This window comes from Pseudarthrobacter sp. NS4 (genome assembly GCF_024758005.1).
Taxonomy (GTDB): Bacteria; Actinomycetota; Actinomycetes; order Actinomycetales; family Micrococcaceae; genus Arthrobacter.
In genome coordinates this window covers 3,458,902-3,481,133 of the sequence record NZ_CP103288.1, presented here as the reverse complement: position 1 = coordinate 3,481,133, position 22,232 = coordinate 3,458,902, and the positions used below count along the sequence as shown (strand labels likewise).

The window sequence follows — 22,232 nt, the reverse complement described above, 5'->3', positions numbered from 1 at the left end:
GGGCGGGCCCGGACCGTGAACAGCCCCTTTGCCGAAGCCATCCTGAACGGCTCGCTCCTGCTTGCCATTCCGGTGGCACTGCTCGCCGGACTGGTTTCCTTCCTGTCGCCCTGCGTCCTGCCCCTGGTGCCCGGCTACCTGGGGTACGTCACGGGGCTCAGCGGCGTGGACCTGCAGAAGCAGAAGCGCGGCCGCATGCTGGTGGGGATCGGGCTGTTCGTCCTGGGCTTCTCCGTGATCTTCGTCCTGCTGGGCGGTGCATTCGGCCAGCTGGGCACCCTGATAACCGGTTCACAGAACGCCTGGATCACCCAGCTCCTGGGCCTCCTGGTGATCATCATGGGCGTGGTGTTCATGGGCGGCTTCAGCTGGCTCCAGCGTGACGCCAAGATCCACGCGAAGCCGCCGGCGGGCCTGTGGGGCGCACCATTGCTGGGCCTTACCTTCGGATTGGGCTGGGCCCCGTGCATCGGGCCCACCTACTCGGCTGTCCAGCTGCTCAGCCTCTCGGGCGGGTCCTCCGCCGCCAAAGGCGCCTTCCTGGCCTTCGTCTATAGCCTGGGCCTGGGGATCCCGTTCCTGCTGATCGCACTGGCGCTGCGCCGGGGGATGGGTGTCCTGGCGTTCTTCCGCAAGCACCGCCTCGCCATCCAGCGCACCGGCGGCGGCATCCTGGTGGTGCTGGGCCTGCTGATGGCCAGCGGTGTCTGGGGGACCTGGGTGACAGAACTGCAGTACTGGTTCCAAACGGACGTGAAGTTGCCAATCTGATGAGCGAGCGTGTGAACGTAGAAAAGAAGTCTTCCGCCCCGGTAGCCGAGGCGAAGGCGGACGCAGCGCTGCCCGCCCTGGGGCCGAGGGAAATGCTGCGCTGGGCGTGGACCCAGCTGACCAGCATGCGGACCGCCCTGTTCCTGCTGCTGCTCCTTGCCGTGGCGGCCGTCCCGGGTTCCCTGTTTCCGCAGCGCCCGGCCAACCCGTCCGTTGTCACGCAGTACATCAAGGACAACCCGGACTACGGCAAGCTGCTGGACTCCCTGCAGCTGTACGACGTGTACTCCTCAGCCTGGTTCTCGGCCATCTACCTCCTGCTGTTCATCTCCCTGATCGGCTGCGTGGTGCCCCGGGCCATCGCCCACTACAAGGCGATGCGCTCCCAGCCGCCGCGGACCCCCAAGCGGCTCTCCCGCCTTCCCGAGTACGGCACACTGGTGATTCCCGCCGACGCCGGCCTCCCGGCGTCGGGCGCCATCCATAGCGCCGCCGGGCTGCTGAAGACGCGCGGCTACCGCGTTGAGGTGCGGGACGACGACGGCGCGCGGCCGTCCTTGGGCGCAGAACGCGGCTTCCTGAAGGAAGTGGGAAACCTCGTCTTCCACACCTCGCTGATCGGCGTGCTGGTATCGGTGGCCATCGGCGGGCTGTTCGGCTACAGCGGCCAGCGGATCCTCGTTGAGGGGGATACTTTCGTCAACACCCTTGTGGGTTACGACCAGTTCACCCCGGGCACCAACTTCCAGTCCGGCCAGCTGCAGCCGTACTCGGTCAAGCTGGACAAGTTCGACATTACATTCGACCGGGAATCGCAGGGCAAGATCGGCCAGCCCATCGATTTTACTGCCACGGTGACCACCAGGGAGGATCCGGAGGCGCCCGCCAAACAGGAGATCCTGAAGGTCAACGACCCCATCACCCTGGGCGGTACCAGCATGTATCTCACCGGCAACGGCTATGCGCCCGTGGTGACCATCCGGGACGGCGCAGGAAACGTGGCCATGCAGGGGCCGGTGGTGGCCAAGCTCCAGGGGGACAACTACTACTCCTCCGTGGTCATCAAGGTTCCGGATGCCAAGCCGGACCAGCTGGGCTTTGCAGGCTTCTTCCTGCCCACCGCCTTCATCACCGACGAGGGCGTGTCCTTCAGCGGCGACCCCGAGCTGTTCAACCCCCAGCTGACCCTCAACTCCTACTTCGGCGACCTGGGCCTGGATGATGGCGCTCCCCAGAACGTCTTCGAACTCGACGTGGAGGACCTCACGCCCCTGAACGCCCGGAACCTCGACGCCGGCGGCATCACCCTTGCGCCCGGCTCCTCCTACACCCTGCCGGACGGCAAGGGCACCATCAGCTTTGACGGCGTGAAGCGCTATATTGGTGTGGACATCCACCACAACCCGGGCCAGCTCTACGCCCTGATCTTCGCGCTCCTCGCTGTAGCGGGCCTCATCGTTTCCCTCTACGTCAACCGCCGCCGGGCGTGGGTGCGGACGGGCACCCACGCTGATGGCCGCATCATGGCTGAATACGGGCTCCTGGCCCGCGGCGAGGACCACCGGCTGGCTGCCGAGGCAGCCGCCCTCCGGAAGCTGCTGTCCGAAGAGTGGCAGCTTCCCGCGGAACCTGAAGGGGACAGCGTCCCGCCGTCCCGGCAATATTTCAGCGCCCGGCCCGACAATGGCGCGGGCGCCGCCACAACGCCAGGCACAGTCACCACCCCAGCAAGCCCCACAGGGCCCGAAAAGGACCAGTAATGCCGTTTGGAATTAACGAAACCATGGGCCAGTACAGCGAACTCTTTATGCTGCTGGCGGCGGGCACCTACACCGTGGCCTTTATTGCGTTCGCCTGGGACCTGGCCAAGAGCAGTAAAGCGCTGCGGGCCATTGACCTCAAAGCGGCGCAGGCAGAAGAGGCCGCCAAAGTTCCCGTGACAGCGGGGGCAGGGGCTGCGTCGGGGACGGTTGAATCGTCCTCCATTCCTTCCCGCCCTGGTGATTCGCGCCTCGGTGGGCCTGCCGGCAGGGCCGAGCGGCCGTCGTCGTCCACGGCAAAGAACGCAGGCGCGGGGGCCGGCGGAGCGATCACCGCCGACGCCGACATGAAATACGCTGCCGACCGCCGCGCTCCGGCGCGCGTGGCGGTGGCCTTGACCGTCCTGGGTGCGCTGATCCACGGTGCCGGTGTCATCACCCGTGCCCTGGGGGCCGGACGCGTGCCCTGGGGCAACATGTACGAGTTCCTCACTACCGGCGCCTTCGTGGCGGTGGCAGTGTTCCTGCTGGTGCTGATCCGCCGCGACCTCCGTTTCCTGGGCACCTTCGTGGTGGGCCTGGCCATCATCATGCTGGTAGCTGCTTCCGTGGCGTACTGGACGCCGGTGGGACACCTGGTTCCCGCGCTGCAGAGCTACTGGCTGATCATCCACGTCTCCATCGCCGTGCTCTCGTCCGCGCTGTTCACCCTGACCTTCGCGATGTCCGCCCTGCAGCTGGTCCAGTCCCACCGCCAGAAAACTGTGGCAGCGGGAGGCGCGGACAAGCTCGGCTTCATGCGCCTGGTGCCGTCGGCACTCAGCCTGGAAAACCTCTCCTACCGCATCAATGCCATTGCCTTTATCGGCTGGACGTTCACCCTGATGTTCGGCGCCATCTGGGCAGAAAAGGCCTGGGGCCGGTTCTGGGGCTGGGACACCAAGGAAGTCTGGACCTTCGTTATCTGGGTTGTATATGCCGGATATTTGCACGCCCGCGCAACACGGGGCTGGACCGGCACCCGGGCGGCCTGGCTCTCGATTGTTGGCTACCTTTGTGTCGTCTTCAACTTCACCATCGTGAACATGTTCTTCAACGGTCTCCATTCCTATTCGGGCCTCTGAGCAGAAGATTTATGTGAACGCACGTGGTACCGCGTGCGGGATCAAATCGATGTAGCAATAGGGGTGTTCCCCGTCGGCTGGTGATGCTACGTTTGTGACGTTCGCCCGTGATGAAGTTTGCAGGCGAGACGTGCGTTTTTGAGGTACCCATGAGCTACGTTCTCGCGGTTGATATCGGGACCAGTTTTACGGCAGCTGCCGTTGTCCGATCTCAGCAAGGAGCAACAGCTGTTCCGGAGTGCCTGCCGCTGGGCCTTCGCGGCTCCGCCGTGCCTTCCGTGGTGTATTACCCGGAGGAAGGCCCCATCCTGGTGGGGGAGGCCGCCGAACGCCGCGGGCTCGATTCTCCAGGGCGCGTCGTGCGGGAGTTCAAACGCCGTGTTGGCGACGCCGTACCCATATGCGTCGGTGCGCTGTCCCTTCCTCCCGAAGAGGTCTTCGCCACCATGGCCCACTGGGTGGCAGACCGCGCCGCGGAGCGCGAAGGCGGCCCGCCGTCGGAAATCGTCCTGACCCACCCGGCCTCCTGGGGCAGCCACCGGACGTCCGTCATCAGGAATGCGCTGGCCGCGAAAGGGCTTGAAAACGTTACCCTGCTGACAGAGCCGGAAGCCGCTGCCCTGCATTACGCGTCGCAGGTGCGGGTGGAGGACGGAAGCACCATCGCCGTCTACGACCTCGGCGGCGGAACCTTCGATACCGCTGTCCTCCGCAAAGCCGGCGGCAACCGGTTTGACCTGTTGGGGCGCCCGGAAGGCATTGAAGACCTCGGCGGTGCCGACTTTGACGCGGCTGTCTTCCGCTACGTGGGCGAAAGCACCGGCGGCGCGCTGGCCGCCCTCGACCCCGCCCAGCCGGGTGTACTCGCAGCGCTGACCCGGCTGCGGCGGGAGTGCGTGGAAGCCAAGGAAGCTCTCTCTTCGGACAGCGAGGCCAGCATCTCCGTGCTCCTGCCGGGCATCCAGCAGCAGGTCCGCCTTGTCCGCGCCGAATTCGAGACGTTGATCGAAGAATCCATCCGGGACACCGTAGACGCCCTGGAAATGTCGCTGCTTCAGCTGGAGCTGGAGCCAGCGGACCTTACTGCCGTCCTGCTCATCGGCGGGTCCTCACGCATCCCCCTCGTGGCGCAGCTCATCTCGGAGCAGCTTGAGCGGCCCATCGCCGTGGACGCCGATCCCAAGTCATCCATCTGCCTGGGCGCCGCAGTGTCCGCCGTGCTGGGACAGCCCGCTCCAGGAGCGGCCGCTACACCTGAAGAAACTGCGGTCAGTCCAGGCCCAGTGGATGGGAACCTGCCCTTACGGCGTGCCAGTTGGTCGCGCAAGACCACAACGGCTGCGAATTCGGCCGCGGGATCAGCCCATCGGAGGGGCCACCAGGACAGGGGTGGAGCGCATGCGCCGAAACCGAGGGTGAGGCTTACGGCCATCGCCGCTGCCGCTGCTTTCTTCACGGTCCTCACCGCCAACGCGGCGCAGGGGCCGGAAGGCTTCCCCAAGTTGACCACAGTATTCATGCCGGAGGCTGGTGCCTCCGACGGCAAGAAAGCGGGCGAAGGAGTTTCCGGCGGCAGTAACACCTTTGGCCCTGCTGCCGGGGCAGCAGGGCAGGCCGACGTGCCGCTGGCAGCCATCCAGCCTGCCGTACCGATGCCCGATTCCTCCCAGGAAGCGGGCCTCGAGGTAGAAGCCTCACCCACCAAGCGGTCCTCAGGAACAGTCACGGACAACAGTGCTGCGGGCGAAGCGCCTCCCGGCAGCCCGGTGATTGCCTTGGACGCCGGTGGTGGCCCTGCAGAGGAAACGCCGTCAGGACCTGGTACGCCGTACGGCGCCAGCGACCCCGTCGATACGCCTGTCCCGGTCACCAGCGATCCGGTTCCCACGGATGCGGAGACGGGCATCCCGCCATCGCAGGATCCTACGACCGATCCGCCATCGCAGGATCCTACGACCGATCCGCCACCGCAGGACCCTACTACAGAACCCACTACGCCGGACCCGACGTCTAATCCGTCCGTGACCGATCCCACTACCAGCCCACCCATGACGCATAGTGCGCCTAGCTCGGAGCCACCGGCATCGGGGGCGACTGTGGATACGGCATCGCCAATGGCCGGAGTCAGCCCAGACTCCAGTCCGGCCGGCACCGCTTCCGTCACGACAACAACAACGCCGGCGGCCTAAGATGGTTGGCCATGTGACAGGCGTGCCGGAGCCGGAGTTCCTTCCTTCAGGGCTGAACCATCAGGGGCAGCCGCCTCATGTCGCGGAACTCGTAGCCCGGCAGCTCAAGGGTGAGAACGCAGCCGTCCGGGAATTGCTGCTCGCGTTGTCGGTGGGTTTTGCGTTGCCGGTGCCGCTGCCTGCCGATTTGCAGCGGAAGATCGACAAAGGAGGAGTGGAGAGCCTTGACGCCCTCATAGAACGGGCAGAGTCCTCCGGCCTCCTGACCTCTGATGGAACCGTCGCAGGCCCGGCGCAACATGCCCTGCTCGCTGTCGCTCCCACCGCCAAAGTGCATGCGCTCCAGCGCGAGCTCGTAACGGCGTACAAGGCGACCGGCCAGCCGTTGGGCGATCTCGCCCGGGAACTTGCCCGCGCTGGCCTTGCCGATAGCCGGGTCGCATCGGAACTGGAGCGCAGCGGCGACAAGGCGCTTGAGCACAACCCCGGACTGGCGTACCAGCTCTATGACGAAGCCCTCCTGGCAGGCGCCGATGAGAAAGCCACTGCGGCCCGGCGGGCCCAGGCTGCCGCGGCCGTTGGCGATCTTGACACAGCCACCCGCATCGTGGACTGCCTCCTGGTACAGGAGGATCCCCCTGACGTGCGTCGCGGCGCTGATGTTGCTGCCGCAGTATGGGGCCAGCGAGGCATGTTGGCCCGGGGAGCTGATGTCTACAACTGGCTGGGAGCCTCCCGGACAGGCCCGTCCGCGCCCCTTGCCGCCGTTGCCCTGGTTGGCTGCGGCGACTTTGCCGGTGCGGAAGCCCTCTTCCGCGCTGATGCGCCGCCGGCTTCCCCTACCCTGGTCGCCAATGCGCTTGCGCAAACCGGCAAAGGTATCTTCGAAGCACTGGCACCGGATCCGCACCAAAGCCTACCGATGCTCATCCATGCTTCCGACATGCTTAACGCATCGGGCAGCGCGCTTCCTTTGCCCGAAACGCCGGCTGCGCTCGCAGCCCTGGTAGCCCTGCACAGCGGAGAGCCAGGCCTGGCTGAAAGCGTGTGCCGGTCCGCAGCCGCCGCAGGCCAGGGGGGCGATGCGTCCAAGCCGAGACTGTACCTGCTGCAGGCGTGGTCAATGATGATGCAGGACAGGCTCGAGGATGCACGGCTCGCAATCAACGAGGCATCGAAAGCGAACCACTGGCCCCTGGTGCCACGGGACGAGTTCCTTTGCTCCGCCCTGGAGGTGGGCCTCGCACGGCGTAACGGCGATATTCCGGTGCTCGTCAAGGCCTGGGGCCGGGCACGTGAAGCGACACTTCACACGGCGGTGGATTTGTACAGCCTCCTGCCGTGGGGTGAACTGATGATCGCGGCAGCGCGCCTTAGGGAGAGCCACAGGATAAACATTTATCTTAATGAGGTGTGGACCCTGCTGGAGAGGCTGGGAGATCCACCCTTGTGGGCTGTACCGTTCCACTGGTCGGCCGTGCAGGCGGCCCTGCTGAACGAAAGCCCCGGCGCTCTGGCACCCCATGCGGCGGCGCTGGCCCGGGACGCAGGACAAAGCCACCTCGCGGCCGTATTCGCCGCCGCCGGCAGGGCATGGGTTACCGTGCTGGCCGAGAGGTTTCATCCTGCCGACGTAGAGACGGCGGCACGCGGCCTCGGCAGGGTGGGAATGCCCTGGGAAGGAGCCAGGCTTGCCGGGCACGCCGCCGCCAAGGCAGATGAACGCAAGGACATGGTGCGCCTGCTGTCCTGCGCCCGGGACCTCCATCCGCAAGGAGGCTCCGCGAACCCCGGCACGTCCGTAACATCCGAGTCCCGTAATGCCCACACCGCTGAGACAGGTGACGGCATGCAGCCGGATACCTCGGGGCTGAGTGAGCGGGAAAAGGAAGTCGCCAGGCTTGTACTCGACGGCAAGACCTACCGGGAAATTGGCGAAGCCATCTATATTTCCCCCCGGACCGCCGAGCATCATATTGCCCGGATGCGGCGCCGGCTGGGAGCGGAAAACCGCTCGGACCTGCTGGCGAAGCTGCGCCTTGCCCTGAACTCCGATAATCCGCGCCAAGACTAACCCCTGCGAACCGCAACACCGAGAAGATGTGAGGACCAACATATGACAGTTGCAAAGGATGTCGTCCAGTTCCTGATGAACCTCTTTGCTGACCGCCAGGCGGCGCAGGATTTCCTGAATGATCCGGAAGGCGTTTTAGAGGAACACGGCCTGGGTGAGGTCTCCTCCGCGGACGTGGACGCCGCGATGCCCGTTGTCCTGGATTACGCACCAGTCACCATCAACGCCGCCCGCTTCGACCGGGACTACAGCACGGGCGGCGGTGACTCCAGCAACGGCCACGTCGGGGGCGCCTGGAGCCCGTTTCCAGGCAGCGGCGGACACGGCCACGACGATCATGGCCACGCGGTCCAACAGCTCCAGCACGTAGTGAACAACTACTCTTACCCCTCCACCGCCTACGACCCCAGCACCATCACCGACCAGTCCGCGAGCCAGAACATCTGGGCGGATGGCGACGTGGAGCAATGGTTCGATAACTACTCAGTGGTTGCCTCGAGCGATCGTGCCGGTGCTTCCGACAGCGATATGAACATGGGCAATGTCTGGCTTGAGGACGCCTTCGGCACTGATGCCCGCATCAATGCCGGCCTGAACGATTTGGGTGATGTGAACAACTGGGAGAACTCCATCGTCGATTCCTTCACTGAGGACGAAACCACGGATGCCAGTGTCAATGCCGATCTGGAAAATGCCGGACACACCACCGACGAGCCGCAGGTGGCCTACAACGAGGATATGGTTACGGACAGCCAGCTTGAGTTCACCGCAGACGACCACCCCGTAATCGATGACACGGATACGGGCGGTGACTTCGAGGAAGAGGACCACTCGGTGATTGATCTCTAACGGCCGGCTCTGGAGGTTGTAACCTTACGGCAGGAGACCCACGCTAAGGACACGCTGTGGCAGAAGCAGAACCGGCAAAACCGACAACTTCGGTGACGGCCGGGCATCTGATCGGACTGGTGGATCACGGCCTCCAACTGGTGGGCACCGGGGAGCGTGCGGATCTCCGCAAACGCCTGAACCAGACTCTGGGGAGGCTCAAGGATCCCAGCGTCCGGGTCATCGTGGTGGGTGAATTCAAGCAAGGTAAAAGCAAGCTGATCAATGCCTTGGTCACTGCACCCGTCTGCCCCGTTGACGACGACATCGCCACCTCCGTCCCCACGGTTGTCCGCTATGGGGATCCGGCCTCCGCCGCGATACTGGTCTCCAAAGCAGACGGGGACGGCAGTGACGAAGGTACTGTTGAACGCCAGCCAATCCCTATTGGCGATCTTCCCGCCTATGTTTCCGAACAGGGGAATCCGGGCAACAACAAGAAGCTCATTGCTGCAGAGGTATCCCTGCCACGCAGGATCCTGGCCGGCGGTCTCACCGTCATAGATTCACCGGGCGTGGGGGGCATGGGGTCTTCGCACACCCTGACCACGCTCACCGCGTTGCCCACAGCGGATGCAATGCTCCTGGTTTCGGACGCCTCGCAGGAGTACACGGCACCGGAACTGCGCTTCCTCAGCCAAGCCATGCGGATCACCCCCAACGTTTTTGCAGTCCTGTCCAAGACAGACCTCTACCCGGACTGGCGGCGGGTGGAAGAGACGGATCGCGGCCACTTGGCTAACCTTGCCCCCGATATTCCGCTGTTTCCCGTGTCCTCCGACCTCCGCCTTGAGGCAGCACGCCTGCAGGACAGTGAGTTGAACGCGGAATCCGGCTTCCCCGAGCTGATTACCCACCTTCGCACCGAAATCTTGGGGAAGGCGCAGCGCCTTCAACGCCGGTCCGTCAGCCAGGACCTGCTCTCGGTCACTGAACATCTTCGCCTGTCCCTGCAATCCGAGGTCCAGGCACTCGAAAATCCCCAGGACACCCCTCGGATGATTGCGCGACTGGAGTTGGCGAAGTCTGAGGCTGACGACCTCCGGAAACGCTCCGCCCGCTGGCAAATTACGCTCAACGACGGTATCAGCGACCTTATCGCCGATATGGAATACGACCTTCGGGACCGCCTTCGCCGGATCCAGCGGGAAGCTGAGACCGCCATTGACCAGGGGGACCCGGGACCCATCTGGGTGGAGTTTTCCAAGTGGCTGGAGGAACGCGCTGCCGCCGCCATTTCCGACACCTTCGTCTTAACCAGCGAGCGTGCGCAGGAGTTGGCTGCCCAGGTGGCTGAACACTTCGCCGCGGAGGACGTTACGCTGCCCGAGATGCGCGTCTCCGATTCCGGTGACGTCCTGGACCCGGTGGATGTCATGCCGGACATGGACGATGGACACCTTAACCCTGTGCAAAAAGTGCTGATCGGCATGCGCGGGTCTTACGGCGGCGTGCTCATGTTCGGGCTCCTGACCAGCATCTTCGGCATGGCACTGATCAACCCACTCTCCCTAAGCGCAGGCCTTCTGCTCGGACGCAAGGCCTACCGGGAGGACCAGGAAGCGCGGCTCAAGCGCCGGCAAAACGAAGCCAAGGCCCTGATCAGGCGGCAGCTCGACGACGTAACCTTCCAGGTTGGCAAGCAACTGAAAGACCGGCTGCGGCTCGTCCAGCGCGCCATCCGGGATCACTTCACCGAGATAGCGGACGAGCACCACCGGTCGCTGACCGATTCAGTGGCGGCAGCCCAAAAAGCTGCCACGATCTATGCACTGGAAAGGGACGCCCGCATTTCTAACATCAAAGCGGAACTCAGGAAAGTGGACGCACTTCGCCGGGCAGCAGAGGCTGTCTCTGTGGAGGTCCGGGATGTCGATGGATTGAAGTCTGCGGGAGCACAATGACTGGCAGTACAACCGTCGCCGGGGTCGCCGCCCTGGTTCAGGAGGCATTGAAAGCCTATGACGATGATCCCGCAATTACCGCTGTGCTCCAGGGTTTTGCCCGCAGGCTTGCGGAGCCGCTGCGGGTTGCCGTCGCCGGCATGGTGAAAGCCGGCAAGTCCACGCTTCTGAACGCCATTATCGGCGAAGAGATAGCGCCCACGGACACGGGGGAATGCACCCGGATAGTGACGTGGTACCGGCACGGGCAAACTCCCCGCATCACCCTGTACCCCACGCACGGCAGTCCCCGGTCTTTGCCGCTGAAGCGCGTGGATGGACGCCTTGTGTTCGTGCTGGGTGATACACAGGCCGGGGACGTCGACAGGCTGGACGTGGAGTGGCCGTCGCCAACCCTGCGGAACATGACCCTGATCGACACCCCCGGCCTCGCCTCGCTCTCCGAAGACGTATCTGCCCGGTCCCACAGCTTCCTGGCTCCGGCGGATACTCCGTCGGAAGCGGATGCCATCATCTACCTGATGCGCCACATGCACGCATCAGACATGCGGTTCCTCGAATCCTTCCGGGATACGGAAGCGGGCCAATCGGGCACAGTCAACGCAATCGCGGTGCTGTCCAGGGCCGATGAGATGGGTGCCGGCCGCATTGATTCGCTGCTTTCGGCAGGGGAAATTGCGGAAAGGTACCGTAGGGACCAAGGCCTGCGGAAGCTGGCTTTGGGAGTCGTCCCGGTTGCAGGCCTCCTTGCCCAGAGCGCCCGGACGATGCGCCAGCAGGACTTTGCGGCACTCCAACTGCTGGCCGGCCTGAACCGTGCTGACCGCGAAAAGATGCTGCTCTCCGCAGACAGGTTCCTCCGGTCAACCATTCCGGAAGGGTTGACGTCCGGGACCAGGAGCTCCCTGCTCGCAAGGTACGGGCTGTTCGGCATCCGGCTGGCGGTAGTCCTGATTCCGAATGGATTCGATGAACCTACGCCGCTGGCACACGAGCTCGTCAGGCGCAGTGGCCTGGATTCGTTGCTGGACCTGCTTGGCCGACAGTTCCAGGCACGCGCTGAGGTGCTGAAGGCACGGACGGCCCTTGTGGGTGTGGAGTCACTGCTGCGCACATCGCCCCGCCCGGGGACCGGACATCTGGCTGCAACCCTGGAGCGGTTGCATGCCAACGCGCATGAATTCCGGGAACTGCGGCTGCTGGCTATGCTCCGGACCGCAGGCGTGCCGCTCAGCCCTGAGCTGGGCATGGAGGCCGAGGGCCTGGTTGGAGGCTGGGGCGCTGCTTCCCACGTGCGGTTGGGGATGGACCAGGGCGCCACCCTCGACGAACTGGCCGACGAAGCCCGCCGCTATCTGCTTAGGTGGCGGGCGGTGGCTGAAAACCCGTTGACCGACCGCTCAGCACTTGATGCCTGCCGGGTTGTCATTCGCAGCTGTGAGGGTCTGCTGGCCGAATTTTCGGCCCGCGGGCGCCAACGCCAGCCCGTGTAACGGCAGACGCCGGCTGGAACCCAGCTAAGGGCGCCGGTCTGCTGCCGGTCCTACTTCAGTCCGTCGGTGTCGTGCTCGTCAGTGTCATGCTTGTCTTTGCCACCACCGTCGTCCTGGTCCTTTGGCTTGGCAGCCAGGTCGTCCTTGAGTTTCTTCAGGCGGGCGGCCTCGGCCTCGTTACGGCGGCGGACCTCAAGGTTGCGGAGGAAGTCCGGATCATCGTCGGGAGCTGTGGGGTGGCGGTAGCTCTGCTGCTGCGGGGACGTGTCGCGTGGCCGCCCAATGAGCAGCCAGAGAATGGCGCCCAGTACAGGCAGGACGATCATGACCACGATCCACGCGGGTTTGGAGATCCCGCGCGTCTGACGGCCGTCAGTCCGGATCACGTCCACGAGGCCATACACAAAGATGACGAGGACTGCCACGGCCAAAGCCACACGGAGGAGCATGTCATTAAGTCTATCGTTAGGAGGCCCGCGGTACCTCGGGCGGGAGGCGGCTAAACTTGAATGTGGCCTTTTTGAAATATTCCCTGATCCGACTGGCGCTTTTCGCGCCGTTATTCGTGCTCTTCACGCTCCTTCAGTTGGGCGTTCTCATGGCCGTCATCTGTGCTGCGCTCATCGCCTTCGCAGTCAGCTACCTCTTCTTCCAGAAGCAGCGGGACGAGGCCGCGGCTGCCCTGCATCACCGGTTCTCCGGCAAGGCCAAGCCCCTCCGTTCGGCCGGTGAAGTGCAGGACGCCCACGCTGAGGATTCGCTGCTGGACGCGAACCCGCACATCGCCATCAGCAATGACGCCAAGGATCCCAACGCCCGCAGCTAGTTTCCGTGCAGCCTAGAATCCGTGGCTGAGCACCAGGCCCAGTGAGAACAGCAGACTGTAGCCGAGGTTGATCAGGCCGGTCTGCTTGAGGACCGGGATAAGGCTCTTGCGCTTGCGGCCGTTGATCATCAGCCACGAAGGCATCAGGCAGGCCGGAATCAGCAGCAGCACGATCAGCATCCACGGGCGCCCCGGAGCCAGGATGACCACCAGCAGGATGGCGACGGCGAGCATCAGCACGTAGCTTTCCCGCGCATGCTTGTCGCCGAGGCGGACCGCCAGGGTCTTCTTGCCCACCTGCATGTCGGTGGGGATATCCCGCACGTTGTTGGCCATGAGCAAGGCTGTGGCTATGAGCCCGGTACCGATCGCGCCGATGATGGCGGGCAGGTTGATCTGGCCCGCCTGGGTGTAGGTAGTGCCCAGGGTGGCCACCAGGCCAAAGAACACGAACACGAAAACGTCGCCAAGGCCCATGTAGCCGTAAGGGTTTTTGCCGCCCGTGTAGCCCCAGGCGGCCATGACGCAGCCCAGTCCCACCAGGATGAGCCACCAGCTTTGGGTGATAATCACCAGGATCAGGCCGAAGACCATGGCGGCAGCGAAGGTGCCGAACGCAGCCCTTTTGACGTGTTCCGGCTTCGCCGCCCCGGAGCCGACGAGGCGCAGCGGACCCACGCGGTCATCGTCCGTCCCGCGGATGCCGTCTGAGTAGTCGTTGGCGAAGTTCACGCCCACCTGGAGCAGGAGTGCCACCAGTGCTGCGAGGATGGCGTTGAGCAAACGGAACGAATCCATTTCATAGGCGGCGGCAGAGCCGATCAGAACCGGCGCAATCGCGGCCGGGAGCGTGCGGAGTCGTGCGCCTTGGATCCATTGTGCAGCTGTGGCCACGTTCAGTACCTCATGTTGGTTCGGGAAATCGGCGGGGCGAAAAGCACGCGCCCGCCGCATTGGTGCACGTCCACTCTACTTTCCCTGATGCAGGGCGCTGAGTTCTGCGGTCATGGCCAGCCGGTTGGGTTTGCCGTTGGGCAGCATCCGCAGCGAGGAGGCGGCCAGGACGGTCTTGGGGGCCAGGATCCCCAGCGTGCGCCGCCATTCCTGTTCAAGCACGACGGCGCGGTCCCCGCTTTCAGCCACGCCCACGGCTCCCTGCAGGGCACCTTCGTCCGTCAGCACGACGTACGCGGCCACGGCCTGGCCCCACTCCACAGACGGGACCCCGGCCACGAAAGCCGCGGCGACGGCGTCGGACTTTTCCAGCTCTTCCTGCACCTGCAGTGCGGAAACCTTGACGCCGCCGGTGATGATCACGTCATCGGCCCTGCCCAGCACGGTGAGCCGGCCGTCGTCGTCGATGCTGCCGAGATCGTTGCTGCGGTACCAGCGGACACCGTCCTCCTCGAAGAACGTGCCGGACTCCTGGTCAGGGGCTTCCAGGTAGCCGGCGGCGATGGTGTCGCCGCCCAGCAGGATCCTGCCGTCCCCGTCCACGCGGACCGAGACGCCTTCCAGCGCGTAGCCGTTGTACACGCAGCCGCCGGATGACTCGGCTGAACCATACGTGGTGACCACCCGGATGCCGGCTTCCCTGGCTGTGGCCAGCAGCGGTGCCGGTGCCGGGGCGCCGCCCAGCAGGACGGCATTGAAACGGCGGAGCACAGCCAGTGTCTCCGGCGACGGATCGTCCAGGAGCCGCTGCAGCTGGGTGGGGACCAGGGAGGTGAAGCGGATCTTGTCCGTCAGTTCCAGCGCCGCCTCGGTGAAGGCCTCGGGCGTGAAACCGCCGGACATGTCCATCACCCAGGGGCGGGTGCCGGCGAACAGGGAACGGACCAGGACCTGGATCCCGGCGACGTACTGCACGGGCAGGGCCAGCAGCCACTGCCCTTCACCCTTGAGCGCCAGTGCCGTAGCCATGGAGGAAGCCGCCAGGGACTCGACCGTCAGGACGGTTGCCTTGGGCGATCCGGTGGAACCGGACGTGCGGACCACAGCTACCGCGTCGTCGCAGCCGGGGGTTTCCAGATGTCCCACCACCAGGGAGCCGTCCCCGCCAATGGACAGTTCGACGGCGGGGCCCTCGCCATGGAGGGCAGCCGCGAGGGCCTTGAGGGCCGGATCAATGTTGAGGGGGCCGCTGTTCAATGCCGTTCCTGCCTTAGAAGTAGTGCGGGAAGCTGGACCAGTCGGGGTCGCGTTTTTGCAGGAAGGCTTCCTTGCCCTCCACCGCCTCGTCCGTCATGTAAGCCAGCCGGGTGGCTTCACCGGCAAACACCTGCTGGCCGGCGAGGCCATCGTCGGCAAGGTTGAAGGCGAACTTCAGCATCCGGATGGCCTGCGGTGACTGCCGGGCGATATCGGCAGCATACTCCAGGGCCACCTCCTCGAGGCGTTTATGGTCCACGGCCTCGTTGACAGCGCCCATCCCAACCATGTCCTCAGCGGAATATTCACGGGCCAGGAAGAAGATCTCCCGGGCGGCCTTCTGCCCGATTTGCCGCGCCAGCAGCGCGGAGCCGTAGCCGGCGTCGAAGCTTCCCACGGTGGCGTCGGTCTGCTTGAACTTGCCATGCTGGCGCGAGGCGATGGTGAGGTCGGACACCACGTGCAGGGAATGGCCGCCGCCGGCCGCCCAGCCGTTGACGACGGCGATAACCACCTTGGGCATGGTGCGCATGAGCCGCTGGACTTCCAGGATGTGGAGCCGGCCGGCGCGGGCGGGGTCGATGGTTTCCTGCGTCTCTCCGTCGGCATAGCGGTAACCGTCGCGGCCCCTGATCCGCTGGTCACCGCCGGAGCAGAAGGAGTGCCCCCCGTCCTTGGGGGAGGGGCCGTTCCCGGTGAGCAGCACGGTGGCCACGTCCGGGGTCATCCGGGCGTGGTCCATAGCCCGGTAAAGCTCATCAACCGTTCCCGGCCGGAACGCGTTGCGGACCTCAGGCCGGTTGAAGGCGATCCGCACGGTGGGCAGGTCACGCACCCAGCCGCCGTCGGCGTCGCGCTCCACCTGGCGGTGGTAGGTCATGTCCTGGAAGTCCTCGAAGCCGGACACAACCCGCCAGCGGGTGGGATCGAAGACGTCGGACACCGGGGCGGGAATTTGGTTGCTCACTGTCCAAGTCTAGTAATCGGTTTCAGCTGATGCAGAACTCGTTGCCCTCAGGGTCCGCCATGGTGTGCCAGGAGTGCGGGCCCTGGTTGGCCGTCCACAGGAAGGACGCGCCCCTCGCTTCAAGCTCCCTGCGGACCTCGTCCTTGTCCCGGCCGTCAAGGTTGATGTCCCAGTGCACCCGGTTCTTCACGACTTTTTCATCCGCCACGGTTTGGAACAGGAGGCGCCGGCTGGGCGCTTCCGCCCCGATTTCTTCCGGCGGCCGGATGGCGGCGCCGTCGCGCCACACCAGGTTTCCCCGGTGGGTCATGGTCTGGTCCTCGGTGGCGAAGCCCTGGTCGATCATGGAGCGGATGAACCCGGCGTCCTGGGTCTCCATGGCCCATTGCAGCGTTTCAGCCCACCAGTCGGCAAGCTCATGAGGTTTCCTGCAGTCGATGACCATCTGGATGTTCAGTCCCATCCAACCAAGGTACGGCGGCAGGTGCTCCGGCGGTAGGTCTTTCCCTGCCGTCCCAGCCAAGGCAGCGGCTTAGGCGGGCACCTGCTGGAGTTGGTCCAAGAGTTCCGGCGGGATGGCGTAGATGAACACCACGGCCAGCAGGTTCTTGGCGGCGTGGACGAAGTAGGAGAACATCAGGTTCTTGCCGGTCCAGACGTAGACGAAGACCAGGGTGGCCCCCATGGCCAGGTACGGCAGCAGGGCGGTGAGCGTGATCGCTTCCTGCCCCACGATGTGCAGGGCGGCGAACAGGACCACGGAAAGCGCGCAGCACGCCCACATGTTGATGCGCCGGCTGAGCTTGCCGATCAGCAGGTGGCGGAAGATGTATTCCTCCACGAACGGGCCAATAACCACCACCACCGGCACGATGAGCCAGGCCGGGACCTGCTGCATCAGTTCCTGCAGGCCGGCCTGGTTCGCCGAGGTCTGCACCTCGCCGCCTACGGCCACCACTATCGCGGTCAGGATCATCATGGCGATCACCGCTGCGGGCACCATCAGCAGCGTGAACCACGGCCGGGTAGCCAGGACCTTCAGGTCGCGGGACACCACCCGTCGGGCGGCCAGGAGCGCCAGGAACCCAACCGAGCTGTAGAACAGCAGGTTCACTGCGTAGGAAGCAGCTGCCGGACCCGGCGCAACCTGCTGGAGGAGCGGTGCGAGGAGGTTCCCTGCCACGGCGAAGAATCCGGCGATTGCCACATACATGGCCAGGGTGGCGAAATCCAGGGGCGAAAAGCGGTACAGCTGTGGCTGCGGAGGGGGCGGTAAGCGGTGGGCGGTAGCCATACTTCAGCCTAACCCGCTGCGGTTCACCCTCCACTCCCGTTTGCCCTGTCAGGTATCGCTCCCAGGGAGCCCTTTCGGGGACGGCGAGTGATAGGCCAACAGGGGGTGCTGCGTTGCCGGGGGAATCGGGCGTCGCCTAGAATGTTCGGTATGCCTAAATTTATGTTTCGGTGCGCCAAAGTAGCCGCCCGGACCAGCGGCCCACGGAAGGTTCGCCTGCGCGCTGCAGCCGTTGCCGCCGTCGTGCTTTCCCTCCTCCTGAGCGCCTGCGGTGGCGGAGCGGAGGGCGACGGTGACGGTGACGGCAGGAAGGTAGTCCTGACCACCTTCACGGTCCTGGCCGACGTCGCCCGCAACGTTGCCGGGGACAAGCTCACCGTGGAGTCCATCACCAAGCCGGGCGCCGAGATCCACGGCTATGAACCGACACCGGGCGACATCCGGAAGGCGTCCAAGGCGGACCTGATCCTGGACAACGGCCTGAACCTGGAAGCCTGGTTTGCCCAGTTCGTGGAGGGCCTGGATGTGCCGCACGTGGTGGTCAGTGAGGGAGTGGAGCCGATGTCCATCGGTGAGGACGCCTACCAGGGCAAGCCCAACCCGCACGCCTGGATGTCGCCGCTGAACGTCCAGGTCTACGTGGACAACATGGTGAAGGCGTTCTCGGAGTTGGATCCGGACAATGCCGGGGTTTTCAAGGCCAACGGGGAAGCCTACAAGCGTGAACTCCAGGCCGTACAGGACCGGATGACCACCAGCCTTGCCGGTGTCCCGGAAAACCAGCGGGCCCTGGTCACCTGCGAAGGGGCCTTCTCCTACCTGGCACGCGACGCCGGGCTGAAGGAGCTCTACATCTGGGCAGTCAACGCCGAACAGCAGGCCACACCCCAGCAGATCACCCGCGCCATCGAATACGTCAAAGCCAACAACGTCCCGGCCGTCTTCTGCGAATCCACCGTTTCCGACGCCCCCATGCAGCAGGTGGTTGGAGCCACCGGTGCCACGTTCGGCGGCACGCTCTACGTCGACTCGCTGTCCGAGGCTGACGGGCCCGTGCCCACCTACCTGGACCTGATCCGGCACGACGCAGACGTCATCACCAAGGCCCTCACCGGAGCGGGATCATGACCACCCCCGCCATCCTGGTTGACAAGGTCACCGTCCACTACGGCGAGGTCCTGGCGCTGGACGCCGCGTCACTGTCCCTGGATACGGCGAGGATCTGCGGCCTGGTGGGCATGAACGGTTCCGGCAAATCCACCCTGTTCAAGGTGATCATGGGAATGATCAGGCCTGACGCCGGCACCGTCCGGATCAACGGCCAGTCACCTTCCCGGGCCCGGCGGGAAGGCGGCATCGGCTACGTGCCGCAAAGCGAGGAGGTGGACTGGCAGTTTCCGCTGTCGGTCCGGGACGTGGTGATGATGGGCAGGTACGGCCACCAGGGCTTCACCCGCCGCGCCTCCAAAGCCGACCGCGCCGCCGTGGACGAAGCGCTGGACCGCGTGGAACTGGGGGAGTACGCCGGGCGGCAGATCGGCCAGCTGTCCGGCGGCCAGAAGAAACGCGCCTTCGTGGCCCGGGGGATCGCGCAGGGGGCCACCACCATGCTCCTGGACGAACCCTTCGCGGGGGTGGACAAGAGGTCCGAAGCCACCATCACCCGGCTCCTGCGCGAGCTCGCCGCGGACGGCTGCACCATCCTGATATCCACGCACGACCTGCACGCACTCCCGCAGCTCTGCGACGAAGCCGTCCTGCTGATGCACAAGGTCCTCATGCACGGGCCCCCGGAACTGGTGCTGCAGCCCGAAAACCTGGCCATGGCCTTCGGCCTGGATGTGCTGAACCGGGAGGCGCCTCATCCGGCAACCCCGCCACGCGACGGGCTGCCGGCCAACGGACGGCGGGCCGTCTGATGGAGCTGCTCCTTGAACCCCTGACCTACGACTTCATGGTGCGGGCCATTGTCACCACGGCGCTCGCCGCCGTCGTCTGCGCCGTGCTGAGCTGCTGGCTGGTCCTGATCGGCTGGTCCCTCATGGGTGACGCCGTCTCGCACGCGGTGCTGCCCGGCGTCGTACTCGCCTACATCGTGGGTGCCCCGTTCGCCCTGGGGGCGCTGGCGTTTGCACTGATTGCGGTGACGCTGATCGGGGTGGTCCGCAACACCAGCAGGGTCAAGGAGGACGCCGCCATCGGCATCGTGTTCTCCTCCCTGTTCGCCCTGGGCCTCGTGCTGATCTCCGTGACGCCCAGCCAGACGGACCTAAACCACATCATCTTCGGCAACCTGCTGGGGGTGAGCATTCCGGACCTCATCCAGGTCCTGGTGCTGGGCGTGGTGGCGTTCGCCGTCCTGATCCTCAAGCGGCGGGACCTTACCCTCTACGCCTTCGACCCCACGCACGCGCATGCCATCGGACTGTCACCGGAACGGCTCGGGGCGCTGCTGCTCGGCCTGCTCGCCCTGACCTCCGTGGTGGCGCTGCAGACCGTGGGCGTGGTCCTGGTGGTCGCTATGCTCATCATTCCCGGCGCCACGGCATACCTCCTGACGGACCGGTTCTCGCGGATGCTGGTTATCGCACCCACGGTCTCGGCTGTGTGCTCGATCGGAGGCATCTACATCAGCTACTACCTGGACACGGCGTCGGGCGCCATGGTGGTGCTGACGCAGGGCGTGGTGTTCGCCCTCGTCTACCTGTTCAGCCCGCGGCATGGCCTGATCGGGACCCGGCTGGCCAAAGCCCGGCGCAGGCGCGCTGTCGCAGCCGTCCAGGAGGGCCTTGTTTAGCCTGGCCCCGGGGCCCGGTTCGAGGGAACCATCGAAACGGCGTACGACGGCGGACACGGGTGGGTGCAGTGGGCCCACGTCTGCTGCGGCTTGACGCAGCGCCGGGCGGCGGGCAGGCTGGAGCGATGAAGTCCTAACCCGCAGCCCGGCCACGCCGGGCTGTTCCCCAAAGCCAGGGCCGCCGTCGAGCACCGGAACCCCCGGTTCAGCTCCCGCGGCCACACACTTCGGAACTTTGCGAGGACTTCCCTTGACTGAACATCTGGCCCTTACGGGCGTTTCCCACGGCTACGGCGACCGCCAACTCCTGGACAGCATCCACCTTGTCATCGCACCCGGCGAACATATGGCCGTAGTGGGCGAAAACGGCGCCGGAAAATCCACCCTGCTCCGGATCATGGCCGGCCTCGAAACTCCCGACGAAGGCGCGGTGGTTATCCAGGGCCGGGTGGGCTACCTTGCCCAGGCCCATGGCCTGCCCGAATCCTTCACCGTGGGCGCCGCCATCGACGCTTCCCTTGCCTCGCTGCGTGCCCTCGAAGCCGAGCTTGACCGGCTCGAGGCCAACCTTGCCGACGCTGAGGACAATGAACTGGAAACCTATGGCAGGCTGCAGACGGAGTACCAGCTGCGCCAAGGATATGCCGCGGAATCCCGGGTGGAGGCGGCGCTCGACCGGCTGGGACTGGGCGGCCTGGACCGGGACCGCGTGTTGGGGTCGCTGTCCGGCGGGGAACAGGAACGCGTGGCCTTGGCATGCGTCCTCGCCGATCCGGCGGACGTCCTGCTCCTGGACGAACCCACCAACCACCTGGACGCCCGCGGAACCGCCTGGCTGGAGGACCGGCTGGCCGCCCACCGCGGCACCGTAGTGGTGGTGTCCCACGACCGCGTGCTCCTCCGGAAGGTGGCCAACACCATCATCGAAGTAGATGCCGAACGCCGCGCCGTGACCCGCTACGGGAACGGCTACGACGGCTACCTCAGGGAGAAGGCGGCCGAACGCCAGCGCTGGGTCCAGCAGTACCACTCCTGGATTGATGCGATGGAGTCCGAAAAGCGGCAGGCAGAGACTGTGGCAGGGACCATGGGTTATGGCCGCAAACGCGACGGCGACAAGATGGCCTTCGACTTCAAGGCGGGCACCTGGCAGAAGGCGGCCAGCAGCCAGGTCCGGAATGCCCAGGAACGGCTCCGCAGGCTTGAAGCGAGCCCGGTGGAGCGACCGCCGGTACCCTTACGGCTGAATGTCGACCTGGCCATGGACTCCGACGCTGCTCCCTCCGACTTTGTTCCCTCCGGAACAACTCCATCCGGAGGAATGCCGGACAGTGCGCCGGTGCTGGCTGCGCGCGGGGTGAGTGTGCCCGGCCGGCTGGAAACCACCGACTTCCAGGCAGGCGCCGGCGAGAAGATCCTCATCACCGGGCCCAACGGAGCGGGCAAGTCAACGCTGCTGTCCGTGCTGGCGGGAACCCTGGAGCCCGCCGCGGGGAGTGTTTCCCGGCCGGACCGCGTGGGCTACCTGCAGCAGGAACTCGAACTGCCGCAGCGGCCCGCCCTCCGGCTGCTGCCCGCGTTCGCGGCCGGCCTGGGCGGCAACATAGACGAGCACGCCGAGGCCCTCCTTCGCCTGGGCCTGTTCCGGACCAGCGAGTTCCACGTTCCGGTGGGCAGCCTGTCCGCGGGCCAGCAGCGCAGGCTGGCCCTGGCCCGGCTGCTGCTGGGCGGTTACGGCACCCTGATCGTGGACGAGCCCACCAACCACCTGGCGCCCGTGCTGGTGGAGCAGTTGGAGGCGGCGCTTGCGGATTTCACCGGGACTGTAGTGATGGTGAGCCATGACCGTGCCCTCCGGGAGTGGTTTGCCCGCTGCCGGCGGAGTGCTCCCGGCAACACGGGAACCGCTCACGGACGCTGGATCAGCTACTCCATGGAAAAGGGCCTGCTCAGATGAAACGGTGAAACCCGGCCCGGCGAAAGCGGTGAGGTTT

At 65.4% G+C, this 22,232-nt stretch carries 19 protein-coding genes; 13 read left to right on the top strand and 6 right to left on the bottom strand.

The genetic code is table 11. The features are described from left to right. The first annotated feature begins 15 nt into the window (after nucleotides 1–15). The 8 genes from NXY83_RS16460 to NXY83_RS16425 all read left to right on the top strand — a co-directional run bounded on the left by NXY83_RS16460 (nucleotide 16) and on the right by NXY83_RS16425 (nucleotide 12,203). A complete protein-coding gene (locus NXY83_RS16460; protein ID WP_258803278.1) occupies nucleotides 16–771 on the top strand; it encodes a cytochrome c biogenesis CcdA family protein in 756 nt (251 codons plus the stop codon). Then, nucleotides 771–2,531, top strand: coding sequence for a cytochrome c biogenesis protein ResB (gene resB / locus NXY83_RS16455; protein ID WP_258803277.1), 1,761 nt, complete (start codon nucleotides 771–773; stop codon nucleotides 2,529–2,531). The genes NXY83_RS16460 and resB overlap by 1 nt, the downstream gene beginning before the upstream one ends. Beyond that, nucleotides 2,531–3,655 carry a c-type cytochrome biogenesis protein CcsB gene (gene ccsB, locus NXY83_RS16450; protein ID WP_258803276.1) on the top strand — a complete coding sequence of 375 codons (1,125 nt, stop codon included), beginning with the start codon at nucleotides 2,531–2,533 and terminating at the stop codon, nucleotides 3,653–3,655. Before resB ends, ccsB begins: the two co-directional genes overlap by 1 nt. Nucleotides 3,656–3,765: 110 nt before the next feature. Further along, a complete protein-coding gene (locus tag NXY83_RS16445; RefSeq protein WP_258806283.1) occupies nucleotides 3,766–5,844 on the top strand; it encodes an Hsp70 family protein in 2,079 nt (692 codons plus the stop codon). 1 nt (nucleotide 5,845) lies between these two features. Further along, nucleotides 5,846–7,918 carry a helix-turn-helix domain-containing protein gene (locus NXY83_RS16440; protein ID WP_258803275.1) on the top strand — a complete coding sequence of 691 codons (2,073 nt, stop codon included), beginning with the start codon at nucleotides 5,846–5,848 and terminating at the stop codon, nucleotides 7,916–7,918. 42 nt (nucleotides 7,919–7,960) lie between these two features. Then, complete coding sequence (locus NXY83_RS16435; protein ID WP_258803274.1) at nucleotides 7,961–8,767, top strand: IniB N-terminal domain-containing protein; 807 nt, start codon at nucleotides 7,961–7,963, stop codon at nucleotides 8,765–8,767. 56 nt (nucleotides 8,768–8,823) lie between these two features. Beyond that, the gene (locus NXY83_RS16430; protein ID WP_258803273.1) at nucleotides 8,824–10,710 is read left to right on the top strand and encodes a dynamin family protein; all 1,887 of its coding nucleotides are present in this window, start codon (nucleotides 8,824–8,826) and stop codon (nucleotides 10,708–10,710) included. After that, a complete protein-coding gene (locus tag NXY83_RS16425; RefSeq protein ID WP_258803272.1) occupies nucleotides 10,707–12,203 on the top strand; it encodes a dynamin family protein in 1,497 nt (498 codons plus the stop codon). Before NXY83_RS16430 ends, NXY83_RS16425 begins: the two co-directional genes overlap by 4 nt. Nucleotides 12,204–12,253: 50 nt before the next feature. Here the strand turns inward: NXY83_RS16425 and NXY83_RS16420 are convergent, their stop codons facing one another. Further along, on the bottom strand, nucleotides 12,254–12,652 hold the full coding sequence (locus tag NXY83_RS16420) for a PLD nuclease N-terminal domain-containing protein (RefSeq protein WP_258803271.1): 399 nt from the start codon (nucleotides 12,650–12,652) through the stop codon (nucleotides 12,254–12,256). 62 nt (nucleotides 12,653–12,714) lie between these two features. On the opposite strand from NXY83_RS16420, the gene NXY83_RS16415 reads away from it, so the two are divergent. Continuing rightward, complete coding sequence (locus NXY83_RS16415; RefSeq protein ID WP_258803270.1) at nucleotides 12,715–13,029, top strand: DUF4229 domain-containing protein; 315 nt, start codon at nucleotides 12,715–12,717, stop codon at nucleotides 13,027–13,029. 12 nt (nucleotides 13,030–13,041) lie between these two features. Here NXY83_RS16415 and NXY83_RS16410 read toward each other — a convergent pair whose 3' ends face one another. The 5 genes from NXY83_RS16410 to NXY83_RS16390 form a co-directional block, all read right to left on the bottom strand. Further along, nucleotides 13,042–13,923 (bottom strand): 1,4-dihydroxy-2-naphthoate polyprenyltransferase, encoded by an 882-nt coding sequence (locus tag NXY83_RS16410; protein ID WP_258803269.1) that lies wholly within the window; start codon nucleotides 13,921–13,923, stop codon nucleotides 13,042–13,044. Between the two features lie 75 nt (nucleotides 13,924–13,998). Continuing rightward, nucleotides 13,999–15,180 (bottom strand): AMP-binding protein, encoded by a 1,182-nt coding sequence (locus tag NXY83_RS16405; protein ID WP_258803268.1) that lies wholly within the window; start codon nucleotides 15,178–15,180, stop codon nucleotides 13,999–14,001. Nucleotides 15,181–15,193: 13 nt separating this feature from the next. Beyond that, complete coding sequence (locus NXY83_RS16400) at nucleotides 15,194–16,147, bottom strand: 1,4-dihydroxy-2-naphthoyl-CoA synthase (protein WP_258803267.1); 954 nt, start codon at nucleotides 16,145–16,147, stop codon at nucleotides 15,194–15,196. Between the two features lie 22 nt (nucleotides 16,148–16,169). After that, nucleotides 16,170–16,610 (bottom strand): VOC family protein, encoded by a 441-nt coding sequence (locus tag NXY83_RS16395; protein ID WP_258803266.1) that lies wholly within the window; start codon nucleotides 16,608–16,610, stop codon nucleotides 16,170–16,172. A gap of 69 nt (nucleotides 16,611–16,679) precedes the next feature. Next, a complete protein-coding gene (locus NXY83_RS16390) occupies nucleotides 16,680–17,441 on the bottom strand; it encodes a CPBP family intramembrane glutamic endopeptidase (protein ID WP_258803265.1) in 762 nt (253 codons plus the stop codon). Nucleotides 17,442–17,591: 150 nt separating this feature from the next. Here NXY83_RS16390 and NXY83_RS16385 point away from each other — a divergent pair, with 150 nt between their 5' ends. The 4 genes from NXY83_RS16385 to NXY83_RS16370 all read left to right on the top strand — a co-directional run bounded on the left by NXY83_RS16385 (nucleotide 17,592) and on the right by NXY83_RS16370 (nucleotide 22,195). Next, the gene (locus NXY83_RS16385; protein WP_309484089.1) at nucleotides 17,592–18,569 is read left to right on the top strand and encodes a metal ABC transporter substrate-binding protein; all 978 of its coding nucleotides are present in this window, start codon (nucleotides 17,592–17,594) and stop codon (nucleotides 18,567–18,569) included. Continuing rightward, complete coding sequence (locus NXY83_RS16380) at nucleotides 18,566–19,360, top strand: metal ABC transporter ATP-binding protein (RefSeq protein ID WP_258803264.1); 795 nt, start codon at nucleotides 18,566–18,568, stop codon at nucleotides 19,358–19,360. Before NXY83_RS16385 ends, NXY83_RS16380 begins: the two co-directional genes overlap by 4 nt. Next, entirely contained in the window at nucleotides 19,360–20,238 is an 879-nt protein-coding gene (locus tag NXY83_RS16375; protein WP_258803263.1) for a metal ABC transporter permease, read from the top strand. Before NXY83_RS16380 ends, NXY83_RS16375 begins: the two co-directional genes overlap by 1 nt. Nucleotides 20,239–20,488: 250 nt before the next feature. Beyond that, on the top strand, nucleotides 20,489–22,195 hold the full coding sequence (locus NXY83_RS16370; RefSeq protein ID WP_258803262.1) for an ABC-F family ATP-binding cassette domain-containing protein: 1,707 nt from the start codon (nucleotides 20,489–20,491) through the stop codon (nucleotides 22,193–22,195). Nucleotides 22,196–22,232: the final 37 nt, after the last annotated feature.